The organism is Caulobacter sp. GW822-FHT07D08, from assembly GCF_058798735.1.
On sequence record NZ_JBXAKU010000009.1, the window covers coordinates 126,694 to 143,235 of the forward strand.

Consider the following 16,542-nt stretch of genomic DNA (forward strand, 5'->3'; position numbering starts at 1 on the left):
CCCGCCCGGCCTTATCCCTGTCATCGATCCGCAGGGAGAGCCACGATGTCGATACACGCCTTACCGAGATCCGCCGCCGCTCCAGCGATGACGTCGCTGTATCCGCCCACGGACGACATGTTCGGCGACATGGGCGTTAGCATCGCCTATGCCTGCGACGAGGAGATCTACGCCCAGGGCGAGGAGACCGATCTCGTCTATCAGGTGCAGAGCGGCGCGGTGCGCGCCTCGCGCCTGACCAGCGACGGTCGCCGCCAGATCGCCGGCTTCTATTATCCGGGCGATCTCTTCGGCCTGGAAACCGGGCCCGCGCACCTGTCCTCGGCCGAGGCGCTGGGGCCGACCCGGGTCCTGGTCGCTCGGCGCTCGGCTATGCGTCATCACGGCGAGGCCGGCCACAGCCTGGAACGAGCCATCTGGCGGGCCACCGGCTCGGAGCTGGAACGAGCGCACGAGCACATGATGCTCCTGGCCCGCAAAAGCGCCTTTGAGAAAGTCGCCGGCTTCCTGTCCGACGTGGCCAAGCGACAGCGGGCCGTCTGGAGCGAGTTGGCGATGAGCCGCCAGGATATCGCCGATCACCTGGGCCTGAGCATCGAGACCGTCTCGCGCATGTTCAGCCAGTTGCAGAGCGAGGGCCTCATCGCCCTGGAAGGCTGCCGACGCTTTCGCGTGATGGCCCCTAACCGGCTGGCCGCCCTCGCCGCGCTCTAGGCGGTATTCTTGGGCCCATGACTCGATGCGGTCCCGCTCTTCCCGCCGTGCGCGCCAAGATGCAGCAGAACCATGCCGGGCGCCATCGGCGTCCACAGGGTTAGCAGCCGCAGCAGCACCGTCGAGGCGAACGCCTGCTCCAGTGGCACGCCCAGGAGATGCAGGGTCGCCGTGCAGGTGGCCTCGAAGGCGCCGAGCCCCAACGGGATCGGCCCCAAGGTGGCGACGATCGAAGCCATGATCAGCGCGATGAAGCTCGTGGCCGGCGCCATCCCTCCCCCCAGCGCCAGAAGGCACGCCTGAAGGGTCGCCGCGTCGATCATGAAGACCAGGCCATTGCAGAGCGTCACACGGGCTAGCAGCGTCTTGTCGGCCAGGAGATCAGCAGGCGCTTGCGCCAAGGTGTCGAGCAGAAGACGCACTGGAGCCAGACGCTCAAGGTAAGCCGGCAAGGGCTGACTGCCGCGCCGTCGCAGCCACAGGGCCAGCGCCGGTATGGCCAGGGCGACCAGCAAGAAGGTCGTGACCAGCCCCACCATCAGAGGGGTGGCGTGATCATGCAGCCACAACATGAACAGCATGAGGACGGCGAAGGCCGCATAGGCGGCGTAGTAGCCGATCAGGGACATGATCAGCGCCGCGACCGCCGCGCCCTTCGGAACGCCCAGCCGAACCAGCTGATCGATCAGCACGACATTGCCGCCCAGGCCCGCCGTCGGAACGGCCTGGTCGGCGAAGAGCTTGGTCACGGCGATCGGGGCCAGGCGTGAGACCTTCTGTGGCGCCCCGGCGCGGGCCAGCACCAAGGCCCAGCCGCCGGCGACGCTGACATAGGTCATGACCTGAAGGCCTAGCGCCGCGGCGAGCCACAGCGGCCGCGCCCGGGCCAGGAGCTGGCCGAACGCCGCCAACTCGCCGAAGTGAAGAATAGCCCAGACCAGGGCCGCCGCGGTCAGGACGCCGAGCGACCACCGTCGCCAGGCGCCGCCGAGGCCCAGGGGCGGGCGCGAGGACGGCGCGAGTTTGGCTTGCGCGCTTTCCCGCGGGTCAGCGTTCGAGGACATAGCGCCCCGGCGCGGGCGCGCGGCTGCCCTTCCCGGGCTGGTCCGCCTGTTCCAGCGTCTGGGCCGGAACGGACGGACCCGAGCGATCGGCCAGCCACTGCGCCCATTGCGGCCACCAGGACCCCTCCCCGTGCTCGGCCTGGCCAAGCCAGGTCTCGGGATCGACATAGCGGCCCTCGGTGGGCCGCGTCCGGCGCCGCCAGCGCCGGCCAGGACGCCGCGGTTCGGAGACGATGCCGGCATTGTGTCCGCCACTGGTCAGCAGGAAGGTGACTTCCGCGCCGGTCAGCAGATGGATCTTGAAGACCGAGCGCCACGGCGCGACGTGATCCCATTCGGCGCCGACCGCGAAGATCGGGACCCGGATATCCTCCAGGGCGATGGGCCGCCCCTCGACCAGGAACCGGCCCTCGGCAAGATCGTCGTTCAAGAACAATGAATGAAGATATTGGCTGTGCATGGCGTAGGGCAGTCTGGTGCCATCGCTGTTCCAGGCCATTAGATCGCTCATGGGCGCGCGCTCGCCCATCAGGTAGTCGCGCACCAGGCGCGACCAGACCAGATCGTTGGAGCGCAGGATCTGGAACGCTCCGCTCATCTGACGGGGGTCGAGATAGCCGCGCGACCACATCAGGTCCTCCAGGAACCGCACCTGGCCCGCATCGATGAAGAGACCCAGTTCACCGGGCTCGCTGAACTCCGTCTGCGCGGCCAGCAGCGTCACGCTCGCCAGCCGCTCGTCGCCGTCGCGCGCCATGGCCGCGGCGGCGATGGCGAGCAGAGTGCCGCCCAGGCAGTATCCCACCGCGTGAACGGCGCTGGCTCCGGTCTCCGCGACCACCGCGTCCAGCGCCGCCAGGAAACCCTGACGCCGGTAGTCCTCCAGGTCGCGGCCACGATCCGAAGGGCCAGGATTGCGCCAGGAGATCATGAAGACGCAGAAGCCCTGATCCACCAGCCAACGCACCAGGGAATTTTCGGGCGACAGGTCCAGGATGTAGAACTTCATGATCCAGGCCGGGGTGATCAGCACCGGCTCGGGCCGGACCTGCGCGGTGGCGGGCGCGTAGCGGATCAGCTCGATCAGGTCGTTGCGGAACACTACCTGCCCCGGCGTGATCGCCACCTCATGGCCGGGACGAAAGGCTTCCGCCCCGGCCGGCGGCTCGCCGGAGAGCGCGCGGCGGACATCGTCGAGGAGATTGGCCGCGCCCTGAGCCAGGCAGAGGCCGCCCGTCTCGGCGACCTTGGCTTGGACGACGGGATTGGTGAGCACGAAGTTCGACGGCGCCAGGACATCCAGCATCTGGCGCGCGGCGAAGCGCGCCATGGCCTGATGCGGCGCGGTGACGCCCGGCACGCCGGTCAAGGCCGCATCCCACCATTGTTGTTGCAGCAGGAAGCCCTGCTCGAGCAGATTGAAGGGCCAGGTTCGCCAAGCCGGATCATCGAACCGGTGGTCCTGGGGCAAGGGCGTGATCGCCGGCGCGGCGGCCGAGCCTTCCAGAAGGGCGCGCCCGGTGAAGTCGGCCAAGCGCGACATCTTGCGTCCAGCCTTGACGCCCAGGCGCCACTGGCGGCCGGGCGAAAGAGCCAGGTGAGTGGCCCAGTCGGCATAGGCGGACAGGATCGACAGCGGCGAGAGCCCGCCAGTCATCCGCGCCAACCCCGCGCTGGTCAGACGATCCAGGCGTTCAGCCCAAGCCTCGGAGGGATCGTCGTCGGCCTTGGCGGCTGGCGAGTGGCGGGTGTCGATCGCAAGAGCGGCGGTCACGGCGGGCTCTCCTCCACCAAGGCGGCGAGCGCTTGACCTACCGCGACGTCGGCTCGGGCGAACCTCGCAAATCTACGTAGCTTTCCCAATTGGGTGCGGCGGTCGCCCCGACCACCCTCTGTTCGTCTGGTTCGCAACCCGTCGACGCTCGTCCGGCGCCGGCGGAGACAGCGGAGGAGAATGGGATGCTCAGGCGCGGAGACGACCCGGACCTTGGCGCGGCCTTGTCGGCGCCGTCTGATCTGGCGACGGGGTTCATGGCCTCTGTCTGGTGCTGGATGGCTGGCGGCGTGCTGATCTCGGCGGGCGCGGCCTGGGGCGCGGCCTATCTGCCGGCCGTTTCGCGGGCCCTGTTCACCGACCAAGGTCTGACGGGCGTCGGTTGGGTGGTGACCCTGGCGCCCCTGCTGATCGTGCTGACCCTCAGCACCTCGATCACCCGCCTTTCCCCCATCGCAGCGGCGATCCTGTTCCTGGGTTACGCCGCGCTGGTCGGACTGTCCTTGGGCGGGATGGTGATGGCCTATTCCGGCCATGACCTGGCCCTGGCCCTGGTCGCCGTCGCGGCTGGCTTTGGCGTCATGGCCGCGCTCGGCGCGGTGACACGGATCGATCTTGGCGGCCTGGGCGCCTTCATGACCATGAGCGTCGTTGGCTTGCTCGTGGCCATGCTCGCCAACCTCTTTCTGCGATCCTCGCCGCTGGATCTCGCGATCTGCGCGATGGGCGCCCTGACGTTCGCCGGCCTGACGGCCTTCGATGTCCAGCGTTTGCGGCGCCTCGCCGCCGAAGGCTGGGATGGCGACGCGCGGCCGGCGGTGATGGGCGCGCTGACGCTCTATCTCGATCTGCTGAACCTCTTCCTGTTCGCGCTTCGCCTGACCGGACGTCGGCGGTGAGCGCCAAGCCCCCGCCCTTCTGGCGGCAAGGCGCCGACGTCCTGCTCAAGGCCCTGGGGAGTGATCTCCAGGGTCTTTCAACGTGGGAGGCCCTGCGCCGACTGGCCGTGGATGGTCCCAACGCCATCGCCCAACGCGCCCGTCGCCATCCCCTGACGGAGCTTCTGCGTCGCCTGGCGAACCCGTTGGTGGCCATCCTGCTGGTGGCCGCCGCGATCGCCGGGGCGACGGGCGATTTGCCCAGCTTCGTGATCATTGTCGCTGTCGTCCTGGCCTCCACCGGACTGGACATGATCCAGGAACATCGCGCCCAGGCCAGCGCAGAAGCCTTGCGCCAGACGATCGCGTTGCGCGCCTGCGCCTGGCGAGACGGCAAGGCCGGCGAAGTTCCCGTCGCCCAGCTGGTGGCGGGCGATGTCGTCGACTTGGCGGCCGGCGACCTCGTGCCAGCCGACGGCGTGGTGCTTGCCGTCAACAACGTCCAGGTCAACCAGGCCCTGCTGACCGGCGAGCCCTATCCGGTGGAGAAGGCCGTCGAGCCGGCCGCGACCGAAGCCACGCTGGCGGACGCGCGCAACGCCCTGTTCGAAGGCGCCTCGGTGGTCGCCGGCACGGCCAGGATGCTGGTGACCGCCACCGGCCCGCGCACCCGGCTTGGCGCCATCGCCGGCGCGTTGGGCAAGACGCAGCCGCCCACCGCGTTCGAGCGCGGCGTTCACCAACTGGGCGTCCTGATCGTGCGCCTGACCCTGTTCCTGGTGCTCTTCGTGCTCCTGGCTCACCTGGCGCTCGGCCGACCAGCCTTGCAGTCGTTCCTGTTCGCCATGGCCCTGGCGGTCGGGCTGACGCCCGAGCTCCTGCCGATGATCATGACCGTGGCCCTGTCACGCGGCGCCCAGCGCATGGCCGCCGCCAAGGTGGTGGTCAAGCGCCTGTCGGCCATCCACGACCTTGGCCAGATGGACATACTGTGCACCGACAAGACGGGCACGCTGACCCAGGCGCGCATCACGCTGGTCGCCCATCCCGGAATCGACGGGGACGACGATGACCAGGTGGCCGAATGGGCGGCGATCAACGCGCGCTTCGAGACTGGTCTGAAGAGCCCTCTGGACGAGGCGTTGCTCCTGCACATGTCCGGCCGCAGCCTCGGCGGCTGGCGCAAGCTTGACGAGCGTCCCTTCGATTTCGAACGGCGGCGAGTCTCGGTTCTCGTCGAGCGCGCGGTCGACGGCGTTCGGCTCGAGATCGTCAAGGGCGCGCCCGAAACCCTGTTGACCCTTTGCACGGACGCGCGGGATCGCTCGGGGGTGATCAGGCCGCTCGATGCGGCGCTCCGTCAGCGCCTGGCCGACCTCCAGGCCGACCGCGCCGCCCAGGGCCTGCGCCTCTTGGGCGTGGCGTTCAAGCCTGCCGCAGGACGCGACACCATCGGCCAGGATGGCGATATCGGCCTTGTGTTCCTAGGCTTCTGCGTCTTCGTCGACCCGCCCAAGGCCAGCGCCACCCAGGCGATCTCCCGGCTCCAGGCGGCCGGTGTGCGGGTCAAGGTGATCTCGGGCGACGCCGCCGCTGTCGTACAGCATCTGGTCGCCACGCTGAACCTGCCGGTCGAGGGCCTGTTGACCGGGGAGATGATCGACAAGCTCGACGACCAAGCCCTGGCCGTCAGGGTCGAGCACGCCGATCTGTTCGCCCGCGTCACGCCCGACCAGAAGACGCGGATCGTCCGCGCCTTGCGCGCGCGTGGCCACACGGTCGGGTTCATCGGCGACGGGATCAACGACGCCCCAGCGATCAGGGCCGCCGATGTCGGCCTGTCGGTCGACGGCGCCACGGACGTGGCGCGCGAGGCGGCCGATATGATCCTGCTGGCGCCGGACCTTTCCGTCCTTGCCGACGGGGTGGCCGAGGGACGGCGCACCTACGCCAACATCATGAAATACGTGCGCATGGGCACCAGCTCCAACTTCGGCAACATGCTGACCATGGCGCTCGCCTCGCTGGTCCTGCCATTCCTGCCGCTGACCGCCGTCCAGGTGCTGCTCAACAACCTGATCTACGATCTGGCGCAGGTCGGCATTCCGTTCGATGGGGCGGACGCTTCGGATCTGGCGCGCCCCAGAGCCTGGGACATGCGCGGCCTGCTGCGGTTCACCGCTATCATGGGACCTCTGTCTTCGGTGTTCGATGTCGCCACCTTCGCCCTGCTGCTGTGGGTGTTCCACGCAGATGTGGCCCAGTTTCGCGCCGCCTGGTTCATCGAATCGATGGCCAGCCAGATCCTGGTGATCTTCGTGATCCGGACGGCGGGTCCGGCCCTGACGAGCCGCGCGCATCCGGCCCTGACCGCCACGGCGCTCGCCGGCCTGGCCCTCGCCCTGGCCTTGCCGTTCCTGCCATGGGGCGTGGTGCTGGGCTTCGCGCCGCCGACCGGGGCGACCCTGGCGGCCATCGCCGGGCTGGTGGGGGCCTATCTCGTCTGCGCCGAGGGGCTGAAGCGCCTGGCGCTGGGTCAAGCTCGCGCCGGGAGGATCTTCTAGGCTCAGCGCCGGCGTGAGCGCTCAGCTGGACCGAAGCCCCCCGGGACCAGATACCTAGCCAAAGGCGATCCTCGCGCCGCCGGCGGCGATCATCAAGGCCAGTCCGCGGCCCTCGAGGCGCAAGCGGATTTCCACGCCCTTGCCGTTGCGCAAGATCGCCGCGCCGTGGCCCAGGATCAAGGCGCCGCCCGCCCCCGCGCCCCAATAGACACCCTCGAAATCGGCCAGGGACTTCAAGTGGCGGACCTCGGCGGTTCCTTCGAGACGCTCGGCGCCGAGGCCGACCGCAGCCAGGCCGTTGACGCGAAAGTCATAGCGCCGCCCCCGGAAGGTCAGCCGCCCCGAGCCGGACTGATAGCCGATCACCAAGGCCAGGTTCTCGCCCCTGAATGTGGCTTGCGCCGTATCCGAACGGCCCTGGCCGAAGGCCTTTGGCGCCAGCGGCAGGATCGCGGCCAAGGTCATCAAGGTTCTGCGGGTGAGACATCGGGGCATGGCGGGAGCTTCTCCAGGGCGCGCGGCGGGGTTCGTCAACTTCGCGCCGCCTGGCGCTCGACCGCATGATCTTGATCAATCCCGGCCGCCCCAGCCCGTGTCATCACCCTCCAAGGCCGGCGTCCGGCGGCCTTTTGGATTGGCCCTTGGCCTGATGGACACGCCCCTCCCACGCTCCGCCGCGGCGCCAAAGACGGCCAATCCCGCGCCGGCGGTCGCGCCGATCTCCGCCAAGGCAGGATCGCGCCGGCTATGGGTCTTTGGCGCGTGCCTGCTCATGCTAATCGCGGCGCTTGCCGCCGCGGCGTTCTATCTGAAGCCGGCGCGGGTCGTCGTCGCTCGAGCCGTCGTGGGTCAGGCCGTCGATGTCGTGTATGCCTCCGGCGTGGTCGACTATGTGCGCCAGGCTCATGTCGCGCCCGTCGTCAGCGCGCCAATCCGCGAGGTCATGGTCGCCGAAGGCCAATGGGTCACGGCGGGCCAACGACTGGCCCAGCTCGAGGATGGTCCGGCGCAAGGTACGGCTCTGCAGTTAGCCGCCCAGGCGGTGCAGGCCCGCATCGTGGCCGGTCGTACGCGACGCCTGCTGGAAGCGGGTTTCGCCGCGCGCGCCGCCGATGACGACGCTCAAGCCCAGGCCCGCGCCGCGGGGGCGGCCGCCGACGGCGCCATGGCCCGCCTGCGCGACTATCGCCTGACCGCGCCGTTCGCCGGCCAGATCCTGAGGCGCGAGGCCGAACCCGGCGATCTGGCGGCGGTGGGAACGATGCTGTTCCTGCTGGCCGATCCGCGCACCTTGCGCATCACCGCCGATGTCGACGAGCGTGACATCGCCCGCCTGAAGCTAGGCGCCCAGGCCTTGATCCGCGCCGACGCCTTTCCCGGGCGGACGTTCCAGGGATCCATCGCTCAGATCACCCCGGCCGGGGACGCCACGGGCCGCGTATTTCGCGTCCGCATCGCCCTGCCCGCCGACTGCCCGCTCTCGCCCGGCATGACCGTCGAGACCAACCTCGTCGCTGACCGGCGCGAGCATGCGATCCTCGTTCCCGCCACGGCGGTCCAGAACGGCCAGGTGTGGCGCGTGGAAGATGGGCGCGCCCGCCGGGTTCCGGTGCTCGTGGGCGCGATTGGCGCAGCCCAGACCGAACTCAGGTCAGGCGTGGCCGCCGGTGACACCGTCATCGTTGCGCCCGGCCGCCTGCGGGACGGTCAACGCGTGAGCGCCGCGCGCCCATGAACTCTGTCGCTGGCGTTCTGGCCGGGGTCGCCCTGGCGCATGTTCGAGTTCGAGCCCGTCAGACCCTCGTGGCCACCTTGGGCGTGGCGATCGGCGTCGGGTTCTTCCTGGCCGTCTCGGGCATGATGGTTGGCTCCCAGAAGGATTTCATCAAGACGCTGGTGGACTCCGCGCCACACATCATCGTCCGCGACGAGCAGCGTAAGCCGGTTCGACAGCCCGCCCTGGACGCCTTTCCCGGCGCCGCGATCGCCATCCACGGCCTGCGGCCCCAAGAGGAGGTGCGCGGGCTGAAGGATTGGTCCGCCATGCTCGCCGACGCCCGCGCGATCCCCGGCGCCGTGGCCGCCGCGTCGCTGAGCGGCGCGGTGACCATCGCCTACGCCGGCAGGACCGCGGCGGTGGCGCTCAATGGCGTTGACCCACGGCTGGAAGGACGCTTGGCCAAGATCAGCGAAACTCTGGTCGGTGGCGCGCTGACGGATCTGGAGGCTCGACCCGACGGGATCATTATCAGCCGCCCCCTGGCCGAGCGCCTGGGCGCGCGGTTGGGTGACACCCTGGTCGTGACCGCCTCCAGCGGAACCCTCCAGCGCATGCGGATCCTGGCGCTGATCGAGCCCGACGCCCAAGCCGGCTTCTATGCCGGCGACACTGTGGCCTATGGCCTGCTGCGCACCGCCCAGGTCCTGTTCACACGGCCCAACATCGTCAACCAGATCCACATTCGGCTTGCCCGGTCCGACGACGCCCAGGCGCAGGCCAATCGCCTGGAAGGTCGATGGGGCTACAAGTGGGAGTCCTGGCAGGAGCGCTCGGCCGACATCCTCAACCTGCTCGTCGTGCGCAACGTCATCATGTACGCGGTGATCCTGGCCATCCTGATCGTGGCCAGCTTCGGCATCTACACCGCCGTTTCCAACAGCGTCGCCGACAAGCGCCGCGACATCGCCATCCTGCGCGCGATGGGTTTCACGGCCGGCGACATCCAGGCGATCTTCCTGATGGAGGGCCTGCTGGTGGGACTGTTGGGCGCGCTCGTCGGCTTCGCGGTCGGCACGGGCCTTCTGCAGATCCTGGCCAGCCTGCCTTTGACCATGGGCGGCAAGCCGCTCGTGCTGCCGCTCGACCGCAGCCTGCCGCAGTATCTCCTGGCCGGCGGCGCATCGCTCGCCGCGGCCCTGATCGCCGCTTGGCTGCCAGCGCGCAAGGCCGCGCGAGTGGATCCGGTCGCCATCCTCCGAGGGGCGACGTGAGCGCCCTGATCGAAGCGCGCGCGGTCACGCGGGTTCTCGCGGATCCCGAGCCCTTCACCCTGGTCGACGCGGCGACCCTGAAGATCGAAGCCGGCGCCCTGGTGGCGATCGTGGGACCGTCCGGGTGCGGCAAGTCTTCGCTGCTCTACCTGCTGGGTCTCCTGGATCGACCCGATCAGGGCGAGGTGCTGATCGCCGGACAGGCGACGACCAATCTGGGCGAAGCGGCCCGTACGCGGCTGCGTCTGGAGCGGATCGGCTATGTCTTCCAGTTCCACTTCCTGCTGCCGGAGCTGACGGCGCACGCCAATGTCGCCCTGCCGATGCGACGCCTGGGACGCCGCAGTCCTCCGGAGATCGATCAGGCCGTCCAGACCCTGCTTGATAAGCTCGGCCTGGCCCAACAGGCTCAGCGGCGGCCCGACCGCCTCTCGGGCGGTCAGCGACAGCGCGTAGCGATCGCCCGCGCCTTGGCCAACGACCCGGCCATCGTGCTATGCGATGAGCCAACGGGAAATCTCGACAGCGTCAACACTCGCCTGGTGATCGAGGAGTTCCAGCGCCTGGCCCATTCCGAACAGCGCGCGGTGGTGTGCGTGACCCACGACGAGGGTTTCGCCGAGGCCGCCGATCGCCGTATCCGCATGCTGGACGGCCGGATCGTCGAGGATCGCTAGATCGGGGCAAGGTCGCGTTTGACGCAAAACAACTTGGCCAATACGCCTAGCGTTCGTCGCATGCTGGTCATCGGCGCTTATTGGAGGCGCCATGTGGCGTGATGTTCCAACCTCCATCGCAGCAACCAGCTTGCTCGCCCCCGCCCCCCTTGGCTCGGTCGGTCTGGTCGACACGACGATGCTCTACGCGCCGGCCAGCGGCGGCGTGCGACGCTATCTGAGCGCCAAGACGGACTGGCTGGCCCGACACCGACCCGGCCTGCGCCATCGGCAGGTGCTGCCTGGGCCGGCCGATCGTGACGAGGCTCACATCGCCTTTGTTCAGTCGGCCACTCTGCCCTTCACGCACGGCTATCGCTGGCCGATGAACCTGACGGCCTGGACCGAACGCATCGTGCGTGACACGCCCGCCCTGATCGAAGCCGAGGACCCTTACTTGCCCGGCAAGGCGGCGCTACGGGCCGGCCAAGTCCTCGGCGTCCCCGTGGTCGGCTTCTGTCACAGCGACGTGGCGGCCCTGACCCGGCTCCTTCTGGAGGGGCGCGGGGCCACCGCGTTTCGCAAGCTTTGGGCGCGCCGTTTCCGCCGCTTTGACCAAGTGCTGGCGCCGAGTCGATACATGGCCCAGATCCTCGGCGAAGCCGGCGTGGAAGATGTCCAAGCCGTGTCGCTGGGCGTCGATACCGACGTCTTCCATCCCTATCCGCAGGCCCGCGCGCCGCTGCGTGCGGCGCTTGGCCTGAGCGCGCGAGAACGGTTGCTCGTCTTCGCCGGACGGCCCGCGCCAGAGAAGCGACTGGACGTGCTGGTCGAGGCGGTTGAGCGCCTGGGCCCGGACTATCGCCTGCTCCTGATCGGCGGAGGCGCATCACGCTCGAGGCAGGTGCTGACGCTGCCGTTCCAAAACGACCCGGCAAGGCTGGCCAGGATTCTCTCGGGTTGCGACGCCCTGGTTCATGCCAATCCCTTCGAAACCCTCGGCCTGGTGGTGCTCGAAGCCATGGCCTGCGGCGTGCCGGTGGTGGGGGTCGCCCATGGGGGCGTGGGCGAGACCGTGGACGAGACGTTCGGCCAGTTGGCCGCGCGGGCCACGCCCGAGGCCATGGCCGGCGCGATCACGGCGCTGTTTGATCGCGACCTGTCGGTTCTAGGAGCATGCGCCAGGGCGCGAGCCGTCGAGCGATATCGCTGGGACACCACCTTCGAACACCTGACGCGCCTCTATCGGCGCCTGACAGGACTGCGCGCGTTCACCGCCGGCCCAAGCTAAAGCCTTCACCGGTCCAACTGGATCGGTGAAATGCTCTAGCCCCTGATCGCAAGGACGGCCGCGCCGGTGAAGGCGCCGGCGCGCAAGTCGGCAAGGGCCTTTCCGGCCTGGCGCAACCCGTAGGTCGTGACGTGCGCGCGCACCCCCGCCGCCGCGGCGCGCTTCAGGTAATCCGCGCCATCGGCGCGAGTGAGATTGGCCACCGACAGGACCCGGCGCTCTTCCCACAGGTCGTTATAGTCGAGGGCTGGAATGGTGCTCATGTGGATGCCGGCGCACACCACCGCGCGCCCTCGGTCGACCGCGCGCAGCGCCAAGGGGACGAGGGCCCCGTCGGCGGCGAAGATGATCGCCGCGTCCAGCGGCTGAGGCGGCCGCTCGGCGGAAGAGCCGGCCCAGACGCAGCCGAGCGAGCGCGCCAGAGCCTGCGCCGCGGTGTCCCCGGGCCGCGTGAAAGCGTAAACTTCCTGGCCTTCAAAGATCGCCAGCTGCGCCAGGAGATGCGCCGCCGCGCCGAAGCCGTAGAGACCCAGGCGTCGGATGGCGCGCCCCTGGCCAGCCATGCGCCAAGCCCGAAAGCCAATCGCTCCGGCGCAAAGCAGAGGCGCGGCCTCGAGGTCGCTGAACGCGTCGGGCAACGGCAGGCAGAAGGCGGCGTCGACCAAGACCTGGTCGGCGTAGCCGCCGTCCCGGGTCCATCCGGTGAACTCGGCGCGCTTGCAGAGGTTCTCGAGCCCCTCGCGGCAAAGGTTGCAGCGGCCACAGGCTCTGCCCAGCCAGGACACGCCGACGCGTTGACCGAGCGTCAGCGTCGTGACGCCCTCGCCCAGCGCCGCGACGGTCCCGACGACCTGGTGGCCCGGCACGACGGGGCCGGACGTGGAGAGTTCGCCGTCGAGCAGATGCAAATCGGTGCGGCAGACTCCACAGGCGCGGACCTCCAGCCGCACCTGCCCTGCGCCCGGTTCGGGAACCGGGCGCAGGGTCGCCGTCAGCCGACCGTCCTGCAGGACCATGGCCAGCATGGTCAGGCGGCCGGTGAAGCGGCTTGGATGGGGATGGTGCGTCCGGCGTGCCCGTTGGTCTTCGGCGCGACGATAGTCAGCACGCCGTCCTTGAGATTGGCGGTGAAACCCTCGGCGTCGACCGTCCGCGGCAAGGTGACCTGGCGCGTGAATTCGCCGGAGCGCCGTTCGAGCACGCGATAGGTCTTATCGCCGCTCTCGGTCTGATCTGCCTTGTGGCCATGGACGATCAGACGGTCGTCTTCGACCGTCACGGTCAATTCGTCCTCGGTATAGCCCGGCACATCGAGCTTCAGTTCGATGTCCTTGGCGGTCTCGCTGAAGTCGAGACTGGGAACGGTGAAATTCTCGGCCATGCCGAAGCCTCGGCCGAAATCGCTGAACACGCGATCGATCTCGCGCTGAAGCGGCGCGAAGATGTGGCTGGCCTGTTGTCCGATGGTCGGCAGAGTGGATTTGATCTCAGGCTGGGACATTGGAAAGTTCCTTGCGCAAGACACGCCCAAACGGCGCACGCCAATGATCGCGCTGGCTGGCCGGTGCGGATTGATCCCCGTCAAAACGGTCCTTTTTGAGCGGCGCATCCTGGCCGCCTCAACCCGGAGATAGTCCAATGGCCAAGACCGATACCCCAAAGGTCGCGGAGTCCGTCTTCGACACCGTGATCGCCGCCGCGCAAAACGGCCAAACCCAGATGGCCCGCGACTGGTCGCAAAGTTGCGAACGATACGCGCGTTATTTCGCCAGCCTGGCCAAGGCGCGCGGCCCTGAAGATCTGATGGCCGCCAACGCGGACCTGGTGATCGGAGGGCTGGACGCCGTGGCCCGCCGAACCGCCATCCTGCCGGGCTTCGACGGGGCGCGCCCGCCGGCCGCTTGACACCGGGTCGACTTGGCCTTGTCAGGAACAGCCGCCGCCTGGGATCCGCGGCTCGGCTGAGACGCGGCGTGGCGAACGACCATTCGTCATGATCATCCCTGGCAAGCCAGTTGACGCAGATCAGTTTCACGCGCTCTGGCCGACCTAGGGTTGGTCGTCATCGTCGCGAGGCCCGCCGTGCGCCACTTCATCGATACCCAGGATTTCACCAAGAGCGAGCTGGTCTGGCTCATGGACCTCATCGGGCTGCTGAAAGCGGCCGACCGCGAGCGCGCCCTGCCCCCGCTGCTGGCCGGCGCATCGCTGGGGATGATCTTCGAGGAGCCCTCCACCCGGACGCGGATTTCGTTCGAGGTGGCGATGACCAAGCTTGGCGGGCACGCGCTCTATCTCAAGCCTGGCGAAATCCATCTGGGCGTGCGCGAAAGCATCAAGGATTCCGCGCGCGTGATCAGCCGCATGGTCGACGCCATCGAAGCGCGCACGCTCAAGCACGCCACGGTCACGGAACTCGCCCGCTACGCCGACGTGCCGGTGATCAACGGCCTGACCGACTACAACCATCCCACCCAGGTGCTCTGCGACGTCTTCACCATGCGAGAGCATCGGCCGGCCGGCAAACCGCTCGAGGCGCTCAAGGTCGCCTTCATCGGCGACGCCACCAACGTCTGTTCCTCGTTGATGATGATCTGCACCCAGATGGGCATGGAGTTCGTCCACTGCGCGCCGGCGCGCTACCAGGCGCCCGAAGCCTGGCAGTCGATCGCTCGCGCCAATTGCGCCCAGTCCGGAGGGCGGTTCTCGGTGACGGAGGACCCGGTCCAGGCCGTCGCCGACGCCGACTTCATCTACACCGATCTCTGGTGGTGGGTAGGCCAGGAGGCCGAGATCCCCGAGCGGCAGGCCGCCTTCATGCCGCGCTATCAGGTCAACGACGCCCTGCTGGACAAGGCTCCGCCCCACGCCAAGTTCATGCACTGCCTGCCGGCCTCGCGAGGCGTCGAGGTCACCGACGCCGTCATGGATGGGCCTCGGGCCATCATCTACGATCAGGCTGAGAACCGGCTGCACGCCGAGAAGGCGATCCTCGTGGCCTTCGTGCGGCCGCACCTGAAACTTCCCAGCGCAAAACGCTCGGCCCGTCACGCACACGCCATCGGGGCCTTCCTTCACGATCATAGACTGGACGGCGCGGCGACGCCCGCCGCCGCTCAAGAGGCTTGAGCCATGGCCAAATCCCCCGACGCCCCCGTCCGCGCGCGCTTCGCCCGCGTCATGGGCCTGCTCGACGTGACCCTGTTCACGGTCTGCGCGATCCTGGTCATCGACACCCTGGCCGCATCAGCGGCGATTGGACCTTCGGCCCTGAGCTGGTGGGTGATCACCTTTGCCCTGTTTTTCATTCCCTACGGCCTGATCACCGCTGAACTCGGCGCGGCCTATCCCGGCGAGGGCGGCATCCAGACCTGGATCCGTCGCGCCTTCGGCGACCGCTGGGCCGCGCGCACCACCTGGTACTATTGGGTCAATGTCGCGCTGTGGATGCCATCGGGCTACATCCTGCTGGCGGGCCTGATCGCGCAGATCGCCGGCGTCGAGATGGGCCTGTGGTCGAAGATCCTGATCGGCGTGGGCGCGACCTGGCTGACCGTGCTGATCGGCGTCACCAGCCTGGCCGCGGCCAAGTGGGTGCCCAATGTCGGCGCCTTCATCAAGGCCGGCATCATGGTGTTGATCGGCGGCGGCGGGATCTACGTCCTCTTCACCCGTGGCGCGGCCAACGACCTGTCCTGGGCTAGCCTGGTCCCGCATTGGAGCGCGGGTTTGGGTTTCCTTCCGGTCATCGTCTACAACTTCATGGGTTTTGAACTGGTCTCCGGCGCTGGCGAAGAGATGCGCAATCCCGCCCGCGACGTGCCCATCGCGGTGATCACCGCCGGCCTGCTGATCTCGGCCTTCTATCTCCTGGCCACGTTCGGCATTCTGGTCGCCCTGCCCGTCAAGGATATCGGCCTGATCAAGGGTCTGCTGGACACCCTGCGCTCGCTGCTGGCCGGCGCGCCTGGCCTGAACATGATCATCATTGTCGTCGGCGTCGGCGCGGTGTTCACGATCCTGGCCAATCTGGTGACCTGGTCGATGGGCGCCAACCGCGCGGCCCAGTCCGCCGCCGCCGACGGCGAACTGCCCAAGATCTTTGGCTGGCAGCGCAAATCCAACCAGACGCCGATCGGGGCCTACCTGCTCACAGGTCTGGTCTCGACGGTGGTGATCATCGCCTATGGCGTCTTCGCCCGTAGCGCCGAGGATCTGTTCTGGTCGCTGTTCGCCTTCAGTTCGGTGATCTTCCTGCTGCCCTACCTGGTGCTGTTTCCAGCCTTCCTCACCTTGCGACGCAAGGATCCCGCAACGCCACGCCCCTACCGGGTTCCTGGCGGGGCGATCGGCGCCGTAATCCTGGCGAGCGTCTGCACCCTGTTCATCGCCCAAGCGATCGTCTTCTTCCTGTGGGTTCCCGGGGTGGCGATCGACTGGAGCAAGACCGGGCCAATCCTGGGCGGCGTCATTGTCACCCTGGTGCTCGGCGAACTGGTGATCGGGACGATGAAAGCCAATCGCCGCGCACCGGCGCCGGAGTCGCGCCCGCCCGTCGAACCCGCCGGTCCGCGCTGATTTCTCCGCCCGTCGCTCACTCACATTCGGAA

The 16,542-nt window shown here is 68.5% G+C and carries 15 protein-coding genes; 10 read left to right on the forward strand and 5 right to left on the reverse strand.

What is annotated here, in order from left to right:
* Positions 1-45: 45 nt before the first annotated feature.
* Positions 46-714: a helix-turn-helix domain-containing protein gene (locus tag AC1RJ9_RS17530; protein ID WP_492838266.1), complete on the forward strand. Its 669-nt coding sequence runs from the start codon at positions 46-48 to the stop codon at positions 712-714.
* On the opposite strand, the gene AC1RJ9_RS17535 is transcribed toward AC1RJ9_RS17530, so the two are convergent.
* On the reverse strand, positions 711-1,778 hold the full coding sequence (locus tag AC1RJ9_RS17535) for a lysylphosphatidylglycerol synthase transmembrane domain-containing protein (RefSeq protein WP_492838268.1): 1,068 nt from the start codon (positions 1,776-1,778) through the stop codon (positions 711-713). The genes AC1RJ9_RS17530 and AC1RJ9_RS17535 overlap by 4 nt on opposite strands.
* Positions 1,762-3,552: a PHA/PHB synthase family protein gene (locus AC1RJ9_RS17540; protein ID WP_492838270.1), complete on the reverse strand. Its 1,791-nt coding sequence runs from the start codon at positions 3,550-3,552 to the stop codon at positions 1,762-1,764. Before AC1RJ9_RS17540 ends, AC1RJ9_RS17535 begins: the two co-directional genes overlap by 17 nt.
* A gap of 185 nt (positions 3,553-3,737) precedes the next feature.
* Between AC1RJ9_RS17540 and AC1RJ9_RS17545 the strand changes: the two genes are divergently transcribed.
* Together AC1RJ9_RS17545 and mgtA are read left to right on the forward strand one after the other, a co-directional pair.
* Entirely contained in the window at positions 3,738-4,451 is a 714-nt protein-coding gene (locus AC1RJ9_RS17545; protein ID WP_492838272.1) for a Bax inhibitor-1/YccA family protein, read from the forward strand.
* Positions 4,448-6,994 (forward strand): magnesium-translocating P-type ATPase, encoded by a 2,547-nt coding sequence (mgtA, locus tag AC1RJ9_RS17550; protein ID WP_492838273.1) that lies wholly within the window; start codon positions 4,448-4,450, stop codon positions 6,992-6,994. The genes AC1RJ9_RS17545 and mgtA overlap by 4 nt, the downstream gene beginning before the upstream one ends.
* Positions 6,995-7,048: 54 nt before the next feature.
* Here the strand turns inward: mgtA and AC1RJ9_RS17555 are convergent, their stop codons facing one another.
* Entirely contained in the window at positions 7,049-7,459 is a 411-nt protein-coding gene (locus tag AC1RJ9_RS17555; protein ID WP_492881662.1) for a hypothetical protein, read from the reverse strand.
* Positions 7,460-7,643: 184 nt separating this feature from the next.
* Here AC1RJ9_RS17555 and AC1RJ9_RS17560 point away from each other — a divergent pair, with 184 nt between their 5' ends.
* The 4 genes from AC1RJ9_RS17560 (at position 7,644) to AC1RJ9_RS17575 (ending at position 11,932) form a co-directional block, all read left to right on the forward strand.
* Positions 7,644-8,729 carry an efflux RND transporter periplasmic adaptor subunit gene (locus AC1RJ9_RS17560; protein ID WP_492838275.1) on the forward strand — a complete coding sequence of 362 codons (1,086 nt, stop codon included), beginning with the start codon at positions 7,644-7,646 and terminating at the stop codon, positions 8,727-8,729.
* Positions 8,726-9,985, forward strand: coding sequence for an ABC transporter permease (locus AC1RJ9_RS17565; RefSeq protein WP_492838277.1), 1,260 nt, complete (start codon positions 8,726-8,728; stop codon positions 9,983-9,985). The genes AC1RJ9_RS17560 and AC1RJ9_RS17565 overlap by 4 nt, the downstream gene beginning before the upstream one ends.
* Positions 9,982-10,662, forward strand: coding sequence for an ABC transporter ATP-binding protein (locus AC1RJ9_RS17570; protein ID WP_492838279.1), 681 nt, complete (start codon positions 9,982-9,984; stop codon positions 10,660-10,662). The genes AC1RJ9_RS17565 and AC1RJ9_RS17570 overlap by 4 nt, the downstream gene beginning before the upstream one ends.
* A gap of 130 nt (positions 10,663-10,792) precedes the next feature.
* Positions 10,793-11,932 carry a glycosyltransferase gene (locus AC1RJ9_RS17575; RefSeq protein WP_492838281.1) on the forward strand — a complete coding sequence of 380 codons (1,140 nt, stop codon included), beginning with the start codon at positions 10,793-10,795 and terminating at the stop codon, positions 11,930-11,932.
* A gap of 35 nt (positions 11,933-11,967) precedes the next feature.
* On the opposite strand, the gene AC1RJ9_RS17580 is transcribed toward AC1RJ9_RS17575, so the two are convergent.
* Positions 11,968-12,957: a zinc-binding alcohol dehydrogenase family protein gene (locus tag AC1RJ9_RS17580; RefSeq protein WP_492853360.1), complete on the reverse strand. Its 990-nt coding sequence runs from the start codon at positions 12,955-12,957 to the stop codon at positions 11,968-11,970.
* 2 nt (positions 12,958-12,959) lie between these two features.
* Positions 12,960-13,433, reverse strand: a complete 474-nt coding sequence (locus AC1RJ9_RS17585; protein ID WP_492838284.1) for an Hsp20/alpha crystallin family protein — start codon at positions 13,431-13,433, stop codon at positions 12,960-12,962.
* Between the two features lie 137 nt (positions 13,434-13,570).
* Here AC1RJ9_RS17585 and AC1RJ9_RS17590 point away from each other — a divergent pair, with 137 nt between their 5' ends.
* From AC1RJ9_RS17590 to AC1RJ9_RS17600, 3 genes are all read left to right on the forward strand, one after another.
* The gene (locus AC1RJ9_RS17590; RefSeq protein ID WP_492838285.1) at positions 13,571-13,837 is read left to right on the forward strand and encodes a hypothetical protein; all 267 of its coding nucleotides are present in this window, start codon (positions 13,571-13,573) and stop codon (positions 13,835-13,837) included.
* A 177-nt stretch (positions 13,838-14,014) separates the two neighbouring features.
* Positions 14,015-15,061, forward strand: coding sequence for a putrescine carbamoyltransferase (ptcA, locus tag AC1RJ9_RS17595; RefSeq protein WP_492838286.1), 1,047 nt, complete (start codon positions 14,015-14,017; stop codon positions 15,059-15,061).
* Between the two features lie 3 nt (positions 15,062-15,064).
* A complete protein-coding gene (locus AC1RJ9_RS17600; RefSeq protein WP_492838287.1) occupies positions 15,065-16,510 on the forward strand; it encodes an APC family permease in 1,446 nt (481 codons plus the stop codon).
* Positions 16,511-16,542: the final 32 nt, after the last annotated feature.